Source organism: Amycolatopsis sp. cmx-11-32, assembly GCF_047608695.1.
GTDB lineage: Bacteria > Actinomycetota > Actinomycetes > Mycobacteriales > Pseudonocardiaceae > Amycolatopsis.
The window spans coordinates 388121-404542 of the sequence record NZ_JADNQN010000003.1 but is presented as its reverse complement, the minus strand read 5'-3'; the positions used below and the strand labels follow the sequence as shown (position 1 = coordinate 404542).

The 16422-nt window shown below is 68.7% G+C and carries 19 protein-coding genes; 11 read left to right on the top strand and 8 right to left on the bottom strand.

The genetic code is table 11. The annotated features are described in order from the left end of the window. The first annotated feature begins 16 nt into the window (after positions 1-16). The gene (gene cobA / locus ACM6LR_RS10760) at positions 17-1234 is read left to right on the top strand and encodes a uroporphyrinogen-III C-methyltransferase (RefSeq protein WP_414938841.1); all 1218 of its coding nucleotides are present in this window, start codon (positions 17-19) and stop codon (positions 1232-1234) included. Here cobA and ACM6LR_RS10755 read toward each other — a convergent pair. After that, entirely contained in the window at positions 1222-1782 is a 561-nt protein-coding gene (locus tag ACM6LR_RS10755; RefSeq protein WP_414938842.1) for a GNAT family N-acetyltransferase, read from the bottom strand. The two genes, cobA and ACM6LR_RS10755, sit on opposite strands and share 13 nt — an antisense overlap. Continuing rightward, positions 1772-2659 (bottom strand): alpha/beta fold hydrolase, encoded by an 888-nt coding sequence (locus ACM6LR_RS10750; RefSeq protein ID WP_414938843.1) that lies wholly within the window; start codon positions 2657-2659, stop codon positions 1772-1774. The genes ACM6LR_RS10755 and ACM6LR_RS10750 overlap by 11 nt, the downstream gene beginning before the upstream one ends. A gap of 117 nt (positions 2660-2776) precedes the next feature. On the opposite strand from ACM6LR_RS10750, the gene ACM6LR_RS10745 reads away from it, so the two are divergent. The 3 genes from ACM6LR_RS10745 (at position 2777) to ACM6LR_RS10735 (ending at position 6855) form a co-directional block, all read left to right on the top strand. Next, positions 2777-3619 (top strand): crotonase/enoyl-CoA hydratase family protein, encoded by an 843-nt coding sequence (locus ACM6LR_RS10745; protein ID WP_414938844.1) that lies wholly within the window; start codon positions 2777-2779, stop codon positions 3617-3619. A 40-nt stretch (positions 3620-3659) separates the two neighbouring features. Then, entirely contained in the window at positions 3660-5363 is a 1704-nt protein-coding gene (locus tag ACM6LR_RS10740) for an AMP-binding protein (protein WP_414938845.1), read from the top strand. A gap of 733 nt (positions 5364-6096) precedes the next feature. Further along, on the top strand, positions 6097-6855 hold the full coding sequence (locus ACM6LR_RS10735) for a D-Ala-D-Ala carboxypeptidase family metallohydrolase (RefSeq protein WP_414938846.1): 759 nt from the start codon (positions 6097-6099) through the stop codon (positions 6853-6855). A gap of 4 nt (positions 6856-6859) precedes the next feature. Here ACM6LR_RS10735 and ACM6LR_RS10730 read toward each other — a convergent pair whose 3' ends face one another. Genes ACM6LR_RS10730 through ACM6LR_RS10715 form a run of 4 tightly spaced genes read right to left on the bottom strand, consistent with a single transcriptional unit; the run spans position 6860 to position 10624 of the window. Next, entirely contained in the window at positions 6860-7492 is a 633-nt protein-coding gene (locus tag ACM6LR_RS10730; protein WP_414938847.1) for an NUDIX hydrolase, read from the bottom strand. After that, positions 7489-8682 (bottom strand): adenylosuccinate synthetase, encoded by a 1194-nt coding sequence (locus tag ACM6LR_RS10725; RefSeq protein WP_414943669.1) that lies wholly within the window; start codon positions 8680-8682, stop codon positions 7489-7491. Before ACM6LR_RS10725 ends, ACM6LR_RS10730 begins: the two co-directional genes overlap by 4 nt. Then, the gene (locus ACM6LR_RS10720) at positions 8679-9653 is read right to left on the bottom strand and encodes a hypothetical protein (protein ID WP_414943668.1); all 975 of its coding nucleotides are present in this window, start codon (positions 9651-9653) and stop codon (positions 8679-8681) included. Before ACM6LR_RS10720 ends, ACM6LR_RS10725 begins: the two co-directional genes overlap by 4 nt. Positions 9654-9655: 2 nt before the next feature. After that, positions 9656-10624 carry an adenylate cyclase gene (locus ACM6LR_RS10715; RefSeq protein WP_414943667.1) on the bottom strand — a complete coding sequence of 323 codons (969 nt, stop codon included), beginning with the start codon at positions 10622-10624 and terminating at the stop codon, positions 9656-9658. Between the two features lie 199 nt (positions 10625-10823). Between ACM6LR_RS10715 and ACM6LR_RS10710 the strand changes: the two genes are divergently transcribed. Together ACM6LR_RS10710 and ACM6LR_RS10705 are read left to right on the top strand one after the other, a co-directional pair. Next, complete coding sequence (locus ACM6LR_RS10710) at positions 10824-11711, top strand: hypothetical protein (protein WP_414938851.1); 888 nt, start codon at positions 10824-10826, stop codon at positions 11709-11711. 18 nt (positions 11712-11729) lie between these two features. Further along, complete coding sequence (locus tag ACM6LR_RS10705; RefSeq protein WP_414938852.1) at positions 11730-12164, top strand: hypothetical protein; 435 nt, start codon at positions 11730-11732, stop codon at positions 12162-12164. A 14-nt stretch (positions 12165-12178) separates the two neighbouring features. On the opposite strand, the gene ACM6LR_RS10700 is transcribed toward ACM6LR_RS10705, so the two are convergent. Continuing rightward, positions 12179-12556, bottom strand: coding sequence for a hypothetical protein (locus tag ACM6LR_RS10700; protein ID WP_414938853.1), 378 nt, complete (start codon positions 12554-12556; stop codon positions 12179-12181). Positions 12557-12579: 23 nt separating this feature from the next. Beyond that, the gene (locus tag ACM6LR_RS10695; protein WP_414938854.1) at positions 12580-13125 is read right to left on the bottom strand and encodes a hypothetical protein; all 546 of its coding nucleotides are present in this window, start codon (positions 13123-13125) and stop codon (positions 12580-12582) included. 271 nt (positions 13126-13396) lie between these two features. On the opposite strand from ACM6LR_RS10695, the gene ACM6LR_RS10690 reads away from it, so the two are divergent. The 5 genes from ACM6LR_RS10690 to ACM6LR_RS10670 all read left to right on the top strand — a co-directional run bounded on the left by ACM6LR_RS10690 (position 13397) and on the right by ACM6LR_RS10670 (position 16287). Next, a complete protein-coding gene (locus tag ACM6LR_RS10690) occupies positions 13397-13630 on the top strand; it encodes a hypothetical protein (RefSeq protein WP_414938855.1) in 234 nt (77 codons plus the stop codon). 37 nt (positions 13631-13667) lie between these two features. Then, entirely contained in the window at positions 13668-14279 is a 612-nt protein-coding gene (locus ACM6LR_RS10685) for a CDP-alcohol phosphatidyltransferase family protein (protein ID WP_414938856.1), read from the top strand. 273 nt (positions 14280-14552) lie between these two features. Continuing rightward, on the top strand, positions 14553-14936 hold the full coding sequence (gene gcvH / locus ACM6LR_RS10680; protein WP_409491304.1) for a glycine cleavage system protein GcvH: 384 nt from the start codon (positions 14553-14555) through the stop codon (positions 14934-14936). 125 nt (positions 14937-15061) lie between these two features. Continuing rightward, positions 15062-15529 carry a glycogen accumulation regulator GarA gene (gene garA / locus ACM6LR_RS10675; RefSeq protein WP_414943666.1) on the top strand — a complete coding sequence of 156 codons (468 nt, stop codon included), beginning with the start codon at positions 15062-15064 and terminating at the stop codon, positions 15527-15529. Continuing rightward, entirely contained in the window at positions 15526-16287 is a 762-nt protein-coding gene (locus ACM6LR_RS10670) for a MerR family transcriptional regulator (protein ID WP_414938858.1), read from the top strand. Before garA ends, ACM6LR_RS10670 begins: the two co-directional genes overlap by 4 nt. Positions 16288-16422 lie beyond the last annotated feature (135 nt).

Genomic DNA, 16422 nt, shown 5'->3' with positions numbered 1-16422 from the left:
CCTTACACTGCCCCGCATGGATGACCCGCATTACCTCTCCGGCCTCGACCTGGCAGGCCGTCGTGTCGTGATGATCGGCGGCGGGACGGTCGCCCAGCGCCGTCTGCCCCGGTTGATCGGTGCCGGCGCGCGGGTCGAGCTGGTCTCGCCGCACACGACGCCGTCGGTGAGCGCCATGGCCGACGCCGGGGAGATCGTCTGGCACGAACGCCGCTACGCCGAGGGTGACCTCACCGACGCCTGGTACGCGTTGGCGTGCACCAACGACCCCGAGGTCAACGCCGCCGTGTGCGCCGAGGCCGAACGCGTACGGGTCTTCTGCGTTCGCGCCGACGACGGTGACCTCGGCAGCGCGGTCACCCCGGCCTCGGGCAGGCACGGCGGACTGCTGGTCGGGGTCCTCTCCGGTGGCGAGCCGCTGCGGTCGGCCACGGTCCGGGACAGCATCCTCGACGGCCTGCGTGCCGGTACCGTCGCCGACGGCCGCGTGCCGGACGCTCACGACGACCTTCCCGGCGTCGCACTGGTGGGCGGTGGCCCCGGCGATCCGGAACTGATCACCGTCCGCGGCCGCCGTCTCCTCGCCAGGGCCGACGTCGTCGTCGCCGACCGGCTGGCCCCGCGCGAACTGCTCGACGAACTTTCTCCCCACGTCGAGATCGTCGACGCCGCGAAAATCCCTTACGGTCGTGCCGCCAGCCAGGAAGTGATCAACTCCACCCTGATCGACCGGGCCAAGGCGGGCAAATTCGTCGTGCGGCTCAAGGGCGGCGATCCGTATCTGTTCGGCCGCGGCTTCGAGGAAGTCCTGGCCTGCGCCGAAGCGGGCATCCCGGTGACGATGGTTCCGGGCATCACCAGCGCGTTCTCCGTACCCGCCGCCGCGGACGTCCCGGTGACCCATCGCGGCGTCGCCCACGAGGTCGTGGTGGTGACCGGCCATGTCGCGCCGGACGACGAGAAGTCGCTGGTGGACTGGGATCTGCTGGCGAAGATGCGCGGGACGATCGTGCTGATGATGGGCGTCGAGCGCCTTCCGCTGTTCACGAAGGCGCTCCTGGAGGGGCGGCCGGGGGACACGCCGGTGGCGATCGTCGAGGACGGCACGATGCGTACGCAGCGGGTTCTTCGCTCCACTTTGGACAGTGTGGTCGAGGACGCGGCGGCGGCCGGGGTGCGGCCGCCAGCGGTGATCGTCTTCGGCCCGGTGGCGGGGCTGGCTCAGTCTTCCTGATCGTCTTGGGAGCAGTAAAACCAGTCGGCCCCGTCATCGCCGGGGGTGTCGAATTCGTCTGCCCGGAGCAGACCGGCCCGGAGCGCCACCCGCTGTGACGCGACGTTCTCCGGCCGGACGCGGGCGATCACGACGTCGTCCGGCCGGTGGGTGCGCGCCCAGTCCACTGCCGCGGTGGCTGCCTCACTCGCGTACCCGGCGCCCCAGGAGAACGGAAAGAACCGGTAGAAGAGGTTCAATACCGCGTGCCGCCGGAAGCCGACGATCTTCACCCCGCAGAACCCGAGCGGCTCCGGTGAGTCCTGCCGCCGGACCGTCCAGTACCCGAATCCGTACCGGTCCCACTGGTGCGACCAGCGGAGCAGCAGCAGTTCCGCTTCCTTGCGGGTCTCGATCAGGTCCGAAGGGTTGTGCTCGCAGGCCACCGGATCGGTGTGGAGAGCGAAGATCGCGTCGAGGTCTTCGGGCGCGGGACGGCACAGCAGCAGCCGTTCCGTCCGCAGTTCCTCCGCGCCCGAGTTCCGGGTCGGCGCCGGCTCAACGGTCATGACAGCGCGCGGAGAAGTCGACGATGGCTTCGGTCAGGCGGCTCGGGTCGAAGCGTAGTTCGACCGGGCTGCGGGCCTGGACGAACTCGGCGGCAGGCATGTCCGCGGCCAGTGTGTCCGCGTCACCGAAAGGATGGATCGGGTCGCGCTCGTGCCCGATGACCAGTGCTGGGGTCTCGATCTTCCGCCGGATCGACTTCGGCGGCGCGATCCGGCCGAAGAGCACGCCGTGCAGGAGCGCGGCCATCGGCGCGGGCTGCTGGGAAAGCGTGTCGGTGACCACGTCGACCCACTGGTTGCCGTGCGGGACGAGTTTCGCCGCCAGCGCCACCCCCTGCACGGTCACCGGCAGGAACCGGGCGGCCATCAGCAGTGGCGTGAACGTGATCAGCCCGGAGACGATCGCGTTGTCCAGCACGGGCATCTCGACGATCAGCCCGAGCGCGCGGTCCGGAGCGGCGACGCCCACCTCGAGGGCGACATTGGCGCCCAGCGACGTCCCGCCGATGACGGCGGCGTCGATGTCCAGGTGGTCGAGAAGCGCGACGGTCTGCTCCGCGAACGCGGGCATCGAGTACAGCCACGACTCGGTGGGCCGGTCCGAGTCACCGTGACCGAGCAGGTCGAGCGTCACGGCCCGGAAACCCGCTCGCGCCAGCTTGCGGGCGAGCGGGGCGTGCATCCGCCGGGTCAGCATGATGCCGTGGGTGAGGATGACGACCCGGTCGCCGGAGCCGAACTCGGTGTAGGTGAGCCGGTGACCCTCATGGGTGAAGGACCCCGACAGTTCGATCGGCCGGGAGGATCGTTCCCGTCGTCGTCCGGGGGTCGGTATGGGCAGGTCGGCGACCGCGGTGGCGCTGCTGGCCGGGCTCATATCTCACCGTCCTTCGTCGATCGTCGGTACTCGCCGGTATTTCCAGGAAAGCATCTCAGAGCGGCCGGGCACAGTGGCCATTGGCAGCCTGTCGATCACATGAGTCAAGATGACCTCATGACCGCTACAGCTGACAGTCTTCCCGATCTCGTTTCGCTCAAGGTGGACATCGACGGGCACGTCGCCGAAGTAACGCTGCTCGGTCCGTCCAAAGGCAACGCGATGGGCCCGGATTTCTGGCGTGAGCTGCCGATCGTCTTCGGCGCGCTCGACGCGGACCCGCAGGTCAGGGCGATCGTGCTGACCGGCGGCGGCAAGCACTTCTCCTACGGGCTCGACCTTCCCGCGATGATGCCCGGCTGGGGCGAAATGCTCGGCGGAGACGCGCTCGCGGGCCCGCGGTCGAAGTTCCTCGACGAGGTCAAGACCCTCCAGGCGAGCGTGTCCTCGGTCGCCGAATGTCGTAAACCGGTCATCGCGGCCATTTCCGGCTGGTGCATCGGCGGTGGTGTCGATGTGATCGCGGCCGCCGACATCCGCCTGGCGAGCGCGGACGCGAAGTTCAGCGTGCGCGAGGTCAAGGTCGCGATCGTGGCCGACCTCGGCAGTCTGCAGCGGCTCGCGCCGATCATCGGCGAGGGGCACCTGCGAGAGCTGGCCTACACCGGCAAGGACGTCGACGCCGCCCGCGCGGAGAAGATCGGCCTGGTCAACGACGTCTTCGCGGACCAGGAGACGCTGCTGGCCGAGGCCCGCAAGCTGGCCGGGGAGATCGCCACCAATCCGCCGCTGGTCGTGCAGGGCACCAAGAACGTCCTCTCGGTCAACACCGAACGCCAGGTCGCCGAAGGCCTGCGCTACGTGTCGGCCTGGAACGCCGCGTTCCTGCCAAGCAAGGACCTCGCCGAGGCCGTGCAGGCCTTCCTCGAGCGGCGCGCGCCCGAGTTCAAGGGAGAGTAGAAAGAACCGGCGGCCATCCAGCGGACCAGGGAGGACGATCGTGAGCGCTTCGGAGGCACATCGCACGTTCCGCGAGGCGCGGGACTATCTGCAGACCCATCGCGAGGACTACGAAACCGCGTATCGCGACTTCACCTGGCCCCGGCCCGCCGAGTTCAACTGGGCGCTGGACTGGTTCGACGTCGTCGCGGCCGATCCGGCCAATCAGGACCGGTACGCGCTGTGGATCGTCGAAGAGACCGGCATCGAGAACCGCTGGACCTACCCGGAGATGGCGCGCCGGTCCGATCAGGTCGCGAACTGGCTGCGCTCGCTCGGTGTGGCCAGGGGCGACCGGCTGATCCTGATGCTGGGCAACCAGGGCGAGCTGTGGCAGACCATCCTCGCGGCGATCAAACTGGGCGCGGTCATCATCCCGGCCTCGACCCTGCTCGGCCCGGCGGACCTCACCGACCGGGTCGAGCGGGGCGCGGCGAAACACGTCGTGATCCGCTCCGCCGACGCGCACAAGTTCGAGAACGTCGGCGGCGACTACACCCGGATCGCCGTCGGTGAACCGGTCGAGGGTTGGCAGTCCTTCGTGGACGCCTACGAGCAACCGGAGGACTTCACCCCCGACGGCCCGACGGCGGCGGACGACCCGCTCCTGTTGTACTTCACCTCCGGCACGACCGCGAAACCGAAACTGGTGCGGCACACCCAGGTCTCGTATCCGGTCGGCCATCTGTCCACAATGTACTGGATCGGTCTCGAACCTGGCGACGTCCACCTCAACATCTCCTCGCCAGGCTGGGCGAAACACGCGTGGAGCAACGTTTTCGCGCCATGGAACGCCGAGGCGACGGTGTTCCTCTACAACTACGCGCGCTTCGACGCGGTATCCCTGATGGCACAGATGGAACGCTGCGGCATCACCAGCTTCTGCGCCCCGCCGACGGTGTGGCGGATGCTCATCCAGGCGGACCTGACCGTGCTGAAGACCCCGCCGGGCAAGGTGGTCGGCGCGGGCGAACCGCTCAATCCCGAAGTGATCGACCAGGTCGAGAAGGCTTGGGGCGTCACGATTCGCGACGGCTTCGGGCAGACCGAGAGCAGCGTCCAGATCGCCAACACCCCCGGACAGGACGTCGTACCGGGATCGATGGGCCGCCCGCTGCCCGGCTTCACCGTCGCGCTCGTGGATCCCGTCACCGGCGAGCGTGCGCGGGAGGGCGAGATCTGCCTCGACCTCGCCAAGCGGCCGGTCGGGCTGATGACCGGATACGCGGACGACGACGAGCGCTCCGCCGCGGCCTTCGCGAACGGCTTCTACCACACCGGGGACGTCGGCTCGGTCGACGAACGCGGCTACATCACCTACGTGGGCCGGACGGACGACGTCTTCAAGGCGTCGGACTACCGGATCTCGCCGTTCGAACTGGAAAGCGTGCTGCTGGAACACGACGCGGTCGCCGAGGCGGCCGTGGTCCCCGCACCCGACCCGATCCGGCTCGCCGTGCCGAAGGCGTACGTCGTCCTCGCGAACGGGCACGAACCCACAGCCGAGACCGCGGTGTCCATCCTGGCCTTCTGCCGCGAGCATCTCGCGCCGTACAAGCGGATCCGGCGGCTGGAATTCGCGGAGCTGCCGAAGACGATCTCCGGCAAGATCCGGCGGGTCGAACTGCGAGGACGCGAGAACGACGCGGGTGAGCGGCCGGCGGGGGAGTTTCGCGAGGAGGACTTTCCGCAGCTGAAGGGCTGAGTGTCCGGCGGGTCTTGAGTGGTAAGGACGGTTCTAGCCGTTTTTGCCACTCACGAGACCCGTCCCGACGTCCATCGGCCCCTCTATGCGTGCGTGGGGTATGGGGATACTTCCGTGCGGTGGGTGAGGGGCTGGGTGGATTTTGGGACGTCAGATGCCCAAATCCACCCAGTCAGGAGCGAGGGTGCCGGTGATCGTTCGGGCGCTCCAGGCAGCGAAGGCTCCTTCCCCACTTTGAGAGTCAGGGACACCGGTTGCGCAGCTCGATCAGCAGAGTTTCAGAGACATGCCTCCCCGGCACACGCCCGAGCGGGGAAGATTTCGGACGTTCACCGTCCCAAATCCTCCCCACTCGACCCTTGCCGGCACCAGAAATGTCAAGCCCGGACTACCATTAGCAGCTCTGCGACTTGCCGGGACCCTGACCTCGACAGTAGGCAAGGAGGCCTACACGTACTGGGGAAGGGAGCCTTCCCGCGCCGCCGTTGTGGCTGGTGTTGCAGCCGGGGCCAGGGTGGCGTTCCGGCGTGAATGAAGGGAACTTTGAGAGACCCAGGGTCCCTCGAGGAGTCCTTTACGGACCGAAGCCTCCGGGACCCGCCCAGCCGCTCCTGTGGGTCGAATGACCCACAGGACGCCACCCGGAACCGCGTTAGCATCCAAGCCAGTGAATCGTTGACAACCCGTGGGGGTCACGGGTTTCACCTTCCCTGCCCTGAAAGGTGTTCCTGTCATGCGCATTCGTCTTTTACTGCCGATGCTCGCCCTCGTGGCCGGGCTCGGTACCGCGGTGGCCGCTCCGGCCGGCGCCGACCCGGGCCCGGTGACGGCGGGAGATGTGGCCGCCGCCGACGCCTGCTATTCCTGGGGACGCACGCTGTCCGAGGGCGCGTCCGGTGAGGACGTCCGTCAGTTGCAGATCCGCGTGGCCGGTTATCCCGGTTTCGGCGGCGTGCTGGCGATCGACGGCCAGTTCGGCGCGGGCACCAAGGCCGCGGTGACCCGGTTCCAGCAGGCGTACGGGCTCGGCGCGGACGGTGTCGCCGGGCCGGCCACGTTCACGAAGATCTACGCACTGCAGGACGACGACTGCACGCCGGTCAACTTCACGTACGCCGAACTGAACCGGTGCAACTCGGACTGGTCCGGTGGCAACGTTTCCGCCGCGACGGCGAAGGCCAACGCGCTGGTGTCGATGTGGAAGCTGCAGGCGATGCGTCACGCCATGGGCGACCGGCCGATCGACGTCAACGGCGGCTTCCGCAGCGTCTCCTGCAACAACGCGGTCGGCGGGGCGGCCGCCAGCCGTCATCTGTACGGCGACGCGGTCGACCTCGGGGCGGGCGCGCAGGGTTTCTGCGGGCTGGCGCAGCAGGCCCGCAACCACGGGTTCAGTGAGATCCTCGGCCCGGGTTACCCCGGCCACAGCGATCACACGCACGTGGCGCACCGGTCCAGCCGGTTCTGGTCGGCGTCCTCCTGCGGGATCTGATCCGTCACTCCCAGCGCCACAACGAAGGCGGCCGTCCTCCCTTGGGGAGGGCGGCCGCGTGCTCGGTGGTCCGCCGCAACCCGGGGACCCGCTCCATGATCCGGCCCAGATTGGCCGGATAGGGGCGGTCCCCGGTCAGTGCTTCGGTCGCGTCCAGGGCTTGGGCCGTCGTGAAGGTCGATCCCAGCAGCCCAGCGGTGAAGGCGACGTCTCGCCACAGCCGCTCGGCCAGCAGCGGACGGCAATCCGCCACGATCCGGTCGTGGTCGAAAGCCAGCGGGGGGACCGCGTCCAGCGGCGCCCACACCACGTTTCCCGGATCGTCGAGCGCGGGGTCCGTGGTGGCCCACAAGGCGATGGAGAGGGTGGGCCCCCGGGGATCACGGTTCGGCTCGTCGAACGTGGTGAGCTGCCCCGTCGCCGAGAGCGCGTCCAGCGGCAGCCCGAGTTTGGTGACGGCCGCCCGGCTCGCCGCGTCCCGCAGCCGCTCCCCGAGCCCGAGCAGCACCCCTGGCAGGGCGAGTTCCCCTTCGAACGGCTCGGCGGCTCGCGCCGCGACTCCCAGCAGCACGGTCCTGGTACCGGGGGCGAACCTCACCACGAGCACGTCCACGGACACCGGCGTCGACTCGATCACGCGTTGATTGTCGACCTTGCCTCCGCGACCCGGTAACCGGCCCTGTCCGGGCCGTACCCGGCGACGGCCACCGGCAGCCGGGCGCCGAACCACGCCAGCGGGTCCGGCAGTTCGACGGCGGGGGAGCCGTCACCGGGCACGACCCGCAGGCCGGTCGCGTCGAGGTGGGTCACCGCGAGCGCGTCCACGCCGTCGCAGGCCGCGATGGCGTACTCCAGCAACGCCGCGTCGAGATGGCCCGCCCGCCACGCGCCCTGGAATTCACCGGTGTCGTTGTGCGCCTCGGGAAACCGGGCGAGCACGGAGGCGGACTCGGTGGGAAGCGGGCCGGCGCCGTGCCGGGTGAGGTAGGTCCGCGTGACACCCAGTACGGCGTGCGGGCGCCCGTCCAGCAGTGCGCGGGCGTTGTGCGGCGTGGTGGTGGACCAGGTCGTATGCGGGTGGAACCCGTGGTGCTGGTCGAGGAGAGCCCCCTGCGCTCCCTCGAAGACCAGCCGTCCGGAGTCCGCGAGCCGACCTGTTTCGGCACCGTCGGTGATCCGCACCGCGTCCGCGAAATCGCGGTACAGCGCCACCAGCTCGTCCACGCTGTGCGGCGGGGTGGCGAGCGGGGCGTAGAACCGTGCGAGCGCGTCGAGCTTGCGCCGCAGCACCGACGGCCGGGCGCAGTCGGCGACCGTCGGCGCGTCATCCGGCGTCCCGAGCACCTCCTGGCTCTCCACCACATCACCCGGCACGGCCCCGGGCAGAAGCGAGTACCAGACGGTCTCGCCGATCCCCTTTCCGCACGAGCCATGCCGTTTCGTGCCGCGCGCCTCCTCTCTCGTCCGGTTGGCGTGGATGTGGAACGGGGTCGTGAGCAGTGCCCGCCCGTCCACGCTCAGCAGTGAGAGCGGGTTCCGGACGCCGCCGGTTTCCAGTTGCCGGGCTTCGGCGGCCAGCGCGAACGGCTCGACCAGCACGAACCGCGACAAATGGGTGGGCACACCGGCGAACGTGCCCGCCCCGAACTGGCTGAAGGTGTGATGCCGCCCGTTCACGACGACGTTGTGCGCGGCCTGCGCGCCCCCGTTGAACCGGACGACAGCCGTGGTGGGCCGGTCGGCGCAGAGGGCGTCGACCACGGCTCCCTTGCCTTCGTCGCCGAAACCGAGCCCGACCACCACCACATGCCCGTCCAGGAGACTCATCGCAGCACCACGTCGTCCGGGCCGGTGAGCTCGGGCACCGCCGACGTGACGACGGTCCTGGTGCTCAAATTCGCCAGTGCCTTGCCGACCGCCGCGCTCTCGGCCGCCGAACCGACGTCCGCGAGGTCGGCGAGCGCCCGGTCGACGTCGACGACCTGTTCCTTCAGCCCGATCGTGGCCGCGATCAGTTCGCACACCGCGCCGGGATCGTCGAGTTTGAGGAAGTTCTGGCCGAGCAGACCGCTCCAGTGCTCGCCGATCTCCGGGTCGTTGTAGTACGACGACTGGTTCGGCAGCACGAAGTAGACGTGCCACTTGCGGGCCAGCTCGCGGTACACCGACGCGGGGTCGATGTCCTCCCGCACGTCGTCACCGATCACCCGGCGGATGTGGCGGGCCTCCAGCGCGGGCTTGTTCAGCTCGTCGCCGATGAGGAACAGATAGCCCTTGCGGCCGCGGTTCTGCCACGCGTCGGTGACCACGTGCCGGGCCATGAAATAGGCGGCCAGTTCGTAGGACTCGCTCTTCTGTCCGCCACCACCGCCTTCGAGGAAGATCGTGCGCAGCTGCTCGTCCATCCGGTTGTCCGACTCGAACTGCCCGATCTGCAACGGCACCCGGTCGCTGTCGGCGTCGCCGATCGCACCGAAGAGGACCTGCGGGTCGGCCAGGTAACCCCGGCGTTTCAGCAGGCCGTGCAGTTTGCCGAGCTTGCCCTGCATGATCCGGGGCACCCGGCGCATCGAGCCGGTGACGTCGAACAGCACCGCGATCGGCGTCGAATCGGCGTGGTCGGCCGAATCCCGGCACTCCCGGACGGCGTTAGCCGGGTTGAGCGCTGCCGCCGCCTTCCATGCGGAAGCGGGCTTCTTGCGGAGACCGGCGCTGTAGCCGAAGTCGTCCTCCCCCTTGGCCGCGCGGAAAGTCTTCGCGGCGGCGTAGGCGTTGTCGTCCCAGTGTCCGTGTCCCATGGTCAGGCTCCTGTCTCGGGGATGGTGAAGGATCGGAAGGTGCGGGGGCCGTACAGCTCGGCGAGCAGGTTGTCGTACTCGTCGAGCAGATCAGCGGCGTCGGGCCGCTGTCCCGGGGCTTCCTGGGTGCACCACGTTGCGAACTCGCGTTGACGGGTTTCCCGTGGTGCCAGCAGCGAAAGCATCAATCTGTGCAGCATGTGGACGTCGGTGGCCGCGGTCATCGGCAGTCCTTTGTGGACCTCCGGCGGGTAGTCGATGGACTTGTCCGCCGCCAGCGGGAGCACACCTTCCTCGACGGCGAAGGACCAGCCTGCCAGGACGATGCCGTGTCGCTCGGGGTGGACCAGCACGTTGTCCGCGGTGAGGTGGCCGTGGACGACACCCGCGCGGTGCGCGCCCGCCACGGCGCGCAGTAGGCGCCGGTGCATCCAGGCGTAGTCGCGGCCGTCGAGCCCGTCCGGGAAGGCTTTCGCGATGTCGGCGAGGGTGGTGAACCCGTCGACGAGCGGGTCGAGGACGCTGAACGCGCGGTCGCCCCGCGCCACCGGGCCCGAGGTGTCGATCAGGCGTGGATAGTACGGGCGCAGCCAGCGGTGCCGTTCGGTGAAGCCGTCGAGCGTGCGCAACGCCGCCCACTCGGCGTGGATCAGCGGGTTGAGCGCCGGATCGCGCACGATTTTGACCAGGTGAGGGCTGGTGGTGCGATAGGTCGTCGCGACGCTGCCCACCGCGTGCGGCCGGGTCAACGGATAAGCCGCCGTCGCGGTGGTGACGGTTTGGTGCCGGGATTGCTTCCAATCGGCATAGAAGCGATTGAGGGTGGCGGCCGCCTTATGGGCTCGAGGGTCGCCGGGATTCCGGTCGGGGTGGAGGACGGCCGCCAGATCGCGGTAGCGGTGGTGGGCGAACAGAGTGGCCGCGTCGACCGCGTCCTCGATCGTCGTCACGGCGTCGTCCCTGGTGAGCATGGTTTGAGTCTAGACGACTCTTACCTGGTTCGGCAAGGGGGTCCGTATGCCCGCCGACGACGGGCGAAGAAGCGAAATGGTTACGGAAACGGTCGTGTAGGTACAAATCCCGTGCCGTTCGACCGCTCCGGAGAATAGACTGAAGTGGCCGAACAAGGGGGTGGTGACCTTTCCGGAACAGTCGCGGAAAAGCCAAGGGGTGGCCGTTCTGCTCGCGATCGGAATCGTGCTGGGATCCATCGCGGCTTTCGCCGGGAGATGGACGGCCGAGGGGCTGGCCGGAAGGTACGATTTACGCGCGGTGGTCTCTGTGTCGGATTCCAAGACCACCGAAGGACAGAACGGCCCGCACACCACTTACGAGATCATGGCCGTCACGGAAAACGGCCGTGCGCTCGAGCTGCCGACGGCCGAGACGTTCGGCCTCGCGGAGCCGGTGATCGTGCGGCTTTCCTCGCTGACGGACCGGGTGCTGTCCGTCCGTGGCGCGGACGCCGTGGTGGAAGCCCACCATCCGGGGGAGAAGATCACGGCGATGTCGATCGGCGGAGCGCTCGTGGTGCTCGGGGTCGTCGTGGCGTTCCTCGTGGCGAGGCCGGTGACCGTGCGTAAGTCGCTGTCGTTCCTGGCCGGGTTCGCCTTCGCCGCCTATGTCGTGCTGGCACCGCTCGGTTTCGGCGGGACGGCGTACCGCGAGGCGGCCGATCCCGTTCCGAACCTGTGGGAGCATCGCCGCGAGGCCTGGGGGCCGCCACCGGTGATCGGCAAGGGACAGACCGCGGTGTCGGGGGAGTCGGCCGTGCGTGTACTCGACAGCCGACCGGAGCCGCCAGAAGGAGCCGAGGCGTGGCTGAGCGGGTTCCGGGTCCTCACCTTGCAAATGGAGGCGTCCAGGCTGGGCGACACGGCTTTGGAGCTGTCAGCCGACGAGCACGGTGCCCCGCAACGGGTCAAGGACTGCGCGGGCGCTCCGGATGCTTTCGACGGCACCGCGGGTCTCGTCTGTTTCGTGGTTCCGGCCGGGTATCAGCCGAAGTACCTTCTCGTCGGCAATCTCGACCGGGAAGTCCTGCTGGCGCTCCAGTGATTCGAGGAAAGGAATTCCGTGCCGGAGAAACCATCGAATTCCGGGGTTCTTTCGCAGGTTTTGCAGTTCGCGATCCCGTTCCTCGTTCTCTTCGGGTTCGTCTGGGGGTTCTTCGGCTCCGATGTCCGTGAACTGAGCACCGGCGAGGACGTCACGATCACCGAAATCTCGGGGTGCACCGCGGAGGGATCCGCGGTCGGCGGGCAGACGCCCTACTGTGCCGGGAAGTGGCGGTTCGACGACGGGCGTACGGGAGGCGGCAGGATCGAAGGCGGCAAGACCACTGAAGGCGACAAGGTCTTCGTCGGCGACGGATTCGCCTACAGTTCGAGGTCCTCGCTGATCTGGAGCGTGTCGCTGAACGGTCTGCTGGGGCTGTTCCTGCTGGGCCTGGTGGTCGTCGGGGCCGTGCTCCACCGGCTGGACAAGGCCCGGCAGCGTCGCGAGGAGTGACGCCGCCGGGGTGCTCAGAGCCGGGTCGCTTCGATCTGCCGCTCGTCCTCCGTGGAGCAACTCGTCACCGGATCGTTCGGTCCGCTCCCGCACGTCCACGCGCCGATGACGACCGGCCCGGGGCCCTGCGGCGAAGCGGCTTCGGCGGGGGTCAGCTTGGCGAAGTAGTCCGTGAGCACCTGCGTCGCTTCGGCGCAGTCGGTCTTCCCGTGGGCGACGACCTTGTTCTTCGCGCTCTGAAACCCGGTGACCTCGCCACACGGTGTTCCAGTCGGGGCCTTTTCGGCAACGGGGGACGACGGCGCCGGCGCGGCCGACGGGGTGGGATCGGCGCCGCAGCCGCTCAGCACGACGACGGCCAGCAGGACAGGGAGTGCGGAGAAGCTCTTCATGGGCCCTTCTTCTCGGGGATGGTTCATTCGACGGGGACGACGGCGGCGAACACGTTCTGTTCGCCCTTGCCGCAACTGGTGCCGCCTTGCGCGGCGGGAGCGCCGGAGACGCACAGCCAGCCGTCGACGGTCTCGCTGACCGGCTCGTCCGAGCTCGCGGACTGGCGTCCGGCGATCGTCTTGTGGAACGAGCCGACGATCCCGGTCGCGTCCGCGCAGGAGACCCCGGGCCCGTTGAGTACCTGCAGGGTCAGCCCGCTCGCCGCGGTGACCGTGCCGCACGAACCCTGTACCGGTTCAGCCGGTTTGGGTTTGGGGGCGGATTTCGGGGCAGTGGACGGACTCGGCGCGGTCTGCGAGGGGATCGGCGGTACCGGCACGCTGGTCACGTTCGAAAGGGGTGCGGGCGGCGAGACCGACACGGAGGTGACAGGCGGTGGCGGATCTTCGCCCGAACAGGCGGCGAGTGTTCCGGCGGCCGCGCAGGCCGCGAACAGGCGCCGCCACGTTCCCGTGGTCGTCGAGACGGGCAAGGCGATCCTTTCGTCGGCCGTTGCTGGCCTGCCCATTCTGACCAGGGCGGGCCCGATGCCGTGGCATTGAGCCACGTTCGATGCGCGGGAGGCTATCGCGCCGAGGGCGCGGCGGTACGCGAGGACCGCCCAACCACTGTCCATTATGGACAATTAACATGCCGTCACAGCGTGACGACACCCTACTGTCGTCGCGAACCGATCGGACGAATCCGGCACCGGGTCGTTAACGCCCGGCTCTGTTCCGCCGAAAACAAAGGTAGCGCTCCGGCGTGTCCCAGTCCCCGTCACCGAAACCGTGAGAGCGATGAAGACCGACGAACAGAACGACCCCGCGTCATTCGAGGCCACCGCACCGGCGAGCACGGAGCTGCCACCCACGGCACCGTGCACCGTCGTCTGGTGCGGCGGCCGCCCGTACGTCCTGGAGAGTTCCTCCGGCCACACCCGCTGGATAGGTACCGACCATCGGGGCAGGCCCGTGGCGCTGACCAGCGCGGACCTGCAACGCCGCGGCTGGAGCCACACGCGGGCCAGCTGACGCGGGAGAACCCGCCGCCGCTGGATAGGCTGAGCGGGTGAGTACGCCCCCCGAACCGAGCGTGACCAGCGAAGAGCCTTCTTTGCTGCGGCAGGCCCTGAACGTTCCCAACATGCTTTCGATCCTCCGGCTCGCCGGGGTGCCGGTCTTCCTGTGGCTGCTCCTCGGCCCGAAAGAAGACGGCTGGGCGTTCGCGCTGCTCGTGTTCAGCGCGCTCACCGACTGGCTCGACGGCAAACTCGCCCGCTGGCTCAACCAGATGTCCCGGCTCGGTCAGCTGCTCGACCCCGCCGCCGACCGGCTCTACATCCTCGCGACGCTCGTCGCCTTCCTGATCCGCGACATCATCCCCTGGTGGCTGGTGGTCCCGCTGGTCGTCCGCGAGGCCGTGCTGGGCGTCTGCGTACTGCTGCTGCGCCACCGCGGGTTCGCTCCGCCGGAGGTCACCTACATCGGCAAGGGCGCCACCTTCGTGCTGATGTACGCGTTCCCGTTCCTGCTGCTCACCCAGGGCGGTTCCGACCTCGCCACGATCGCCCGCCCGATCGGCTACGCCTTCACGGCGTGGGGTGCGGTCCTGTACGTCTATTCGGGCGTGCTTTACGTCGTCCAGACGGCCCGGGCCCTGCGAACGGCCGATCCGGACTAGGCCGTCTCTCCCAGAGTGGGGTTGGCAGGTTGGGCGAGGACACGAGCGTGCTTTTTCGGCCGGAGGCCTCGGATTTGCGAAGGCCGGCCGCTGATACGGCTGGGTGAGGGACCAGCTGATGCCGCGGCCCGGCTGCGGAAGTCCGAAACCACGCTTCGAGAGCCACAGTCCAGGCCGTGTCCTGGCTTGCGGGAGGCGCCGGGCGCCTGCCCCGGCGGGATGCGAAACTGCGCGCGTCGGTTTCGAGCGAGGGCGTCAGAAAGGGGAGCGGCGTTGTCCACTCCAGAAGAACTGCGTTACACCGAAGAGCACGAGTGGGTCTCCGTGCGCGACGGAGCGCTCGTGCGCGTGGGCATCACGGAGTACGCCCAGGACCAGCTCGGTGACGTGGTGTTCGTCGACCTGCCGGAGGTCGGCAAGCAGGTCGGCTCCGGCGACGCGTTCGGCGAGGTCGAATCGACCAAAAGCGTTTCCGAGCTGTTCGCCCCGCTCGACGGGGAGGTGGTCGCGGTCAACGACGCGGTGACCGAGTCGCCCGAGCTGATCAACAGCGACCCCTATGGTGAGGGCTGGCTGATCGAGCTCCGCCTCGACGACGCGAGTACGGTCGAATCCCTGCTCGAGGCCGAGGCGTACCAGGCCCTGATCAAGGAATAGCCGCTGGCCGCGGCCCTCCGGTCCGGGTAGGGGGAGCCGCGGACCGGAGATTCGATCAGACACGGTACGTTTGTCTTCTGCACGTTCTTGAGTAGTGGCAACACACATGCGTTAGGAGAGCTCAGGTGAGCACGAACGACGGGCCCGGCGTTCCCCCGGAGCAGTCTCCGGAGCGGACTTCTGTCTTCCGGGCCGACTTCCTGGCCGACGTCGAAGGCACTGAGGCTCCTCCGACAGCCGAGGCGCCCGTCCAGGGTGTGGACGCGCTGCCCGCGGGTTCCGCGCTGCTGGTCGTGAAGCGGGGCCCGAACGCGGGTTCGCGCTTCCTGCTGGACCGCGACACCACCAGTGCGGGACGGCACCCGGACAGCGACATCTTCCTCGACGACGTCACGGTTTCGCGGCGGCACGCCGAGTTCCGCCGTGAGGGTGGCGAGTTCGTCGTCATCGACGTGGGCAGCCTCAACGGCACCTACGTCAACCGCGAGCCGGTCGACCAGGCCGTCCTCGCCGGTGGCGACGAGGTGCAGATCGGCAAGTTCCGCCTGGTCTTCCTGACCGGTCCGGGTTCCGGGGGCCAGGGGGCACAGTGACGGCGGCCGGGCGGCCTGATCGGGATGCGTCGCAGCGCGATGGGTTGAGCATCGGGGCCGTGCTGGCACAACTGCGCGGTGACTTCCCCGATGTCACCATCTCCAAGATCCGGTTCCTCGAGGCGGAGGGTCTGGTCCAGCCGGGCCGGACCCCGTCGGGGTACCGGCAGTTCGCCCCGGCGGACGTGGAGCGGTTGCGATTCGTCCTGTCCGCCCAGCGGGATCACTACCTTCCACTGAAGGTCATCAAGGAACAGCTGGACGCGGCGGATCAGGGCGCCGCGCTCTCGGCGGAGGTGCCCAAGCCGCCGCGAAAACTCGTTTCGCTCGACGCCCCGGGGGAGAACGGCGGACTGCCGTCCCCCGGGGACTTCGAATGCGATCGCGAGATCAGGCTGACCGAGGAAGATCTGCTCCGCCAGGCCGGCATCGACGCCGCTACCCTGGCCGAGCTGCGGCAATACGGTCTGGTCCGCCCAGGCGTGGCGGGGTTCTTCGACCCCGACGCGGTCCTCGTGGCGAAGACCGTGAAAGCGATGACCGAATTCGGTATCGAGCCGAGACATCTGCGTGCCTTCCGGGCCGCGGCCGACCGCGAAGTCGGCCTGCTGGAGCAGATCGTGACCCCGGTGTATCGGCACCGTGACGAGGACGCCCAGGCGAGGGGCGACGAGGTCGTCCGCGAGCTCGCCGCACTGACCGTCGCGTTACATACGCTCTTGGTGAAGGCCGGAATACGGGCCGTCACGGGCGGCTGAGTGGTTACGGGGACCGGGAACCGTGGTGAGTCCACTTGTCAATGACTGAATGTTCGGCATCCAATGCCGTACCGTGAGAGTTGGTTTGCCACGAGCGAACCGGGAATGTCGGAGACAGCGAGCACAGCGCTCGGA

Excerpts from the sequence above, each read along its gene's own strand:
- cobA (WP_414938841.1), top strand. The coding sequence starts at position 17 with ATGGATGACCCGCATTACCTCTCCGGCCTCGACCTGGCAGGCCGTCGT.
- ACM6LR_RS10755 (WP_414938842.1), bottom strand. The coding sequence starts at position 1,782 with ATGACCGTTGAGCCGGCGCCGACCCGGAACTCGGGCGCGGAGGAACTG.
- ACM6LR_RS10750 (WP_414938843.1), bottom strand. The coding sequence starts at position 2,659 with ATGAGCCCGGCCAGCAGCGCCACCGCGGTCGCCGACCTGCCCATACCG.
- ACM6LR_RS10745 (WP_414938844.1), top strand. The coding sequence starts at position 2,777 with ATGACCGCTACAGCTGACAGTCTTCCCGATCTCGTTTCGCTCAAGGTG.
- ACM6LR_RS10735 (WP_414938846.1), top strand. The coding sequence starts at position 6,097 with ATGCGCATTCGTCTTTTACTGCCGATGCTCGCCCTCGTGGCCGGGCTC.
- ACM6LR_RS10725 (WP_414943669.1), bottom strand. The coding sequence starts at position 8,682 with ATGAGTCTCCTGGACGGGCATGTGGTGGTGGTCGGGCTCGGTTTCGGC.
- ACM6LR_RS10720 (WP_414943668.1), bottom strand. The coding sequence starts at position 9,653 with ATGGGACACGGACACTGGGACGACAACGCCTACGCCGCCGCGAAGACT.
- ACM6LR_RS10715 (WP_414943667.1), bottom strand. The coding sequence starts at position 10,624 with ATGCTCACCAGGGACGACGCCGTGACGACGATCGAGGACGCGGTCGAC.
- ACM6LR_RS10700 (WP_414938853.1), bottom strand. The coding sequence starts at position 12,556 with ATGAAGAGCTTCTCCGCACTCCCTGTCCTGCTGGCCGTCGTCGTGCTG.
- ACM6LR_RS10695 (WP_414938854.1), bottom strand. The coding sequence starts at position 13,125 with ATGGGCAGGCCAGCAACGGCCGACGAAAGGATCGCCTTGCCCGTCTCG.
- ACM6LR_RS10690 (WP_414938855.1), top strand. The coding sequence starts at position 13,397 with ATGAAGACCGACGAACAGAACGACCCCGCGTCATTCGAGGCCACCGCA.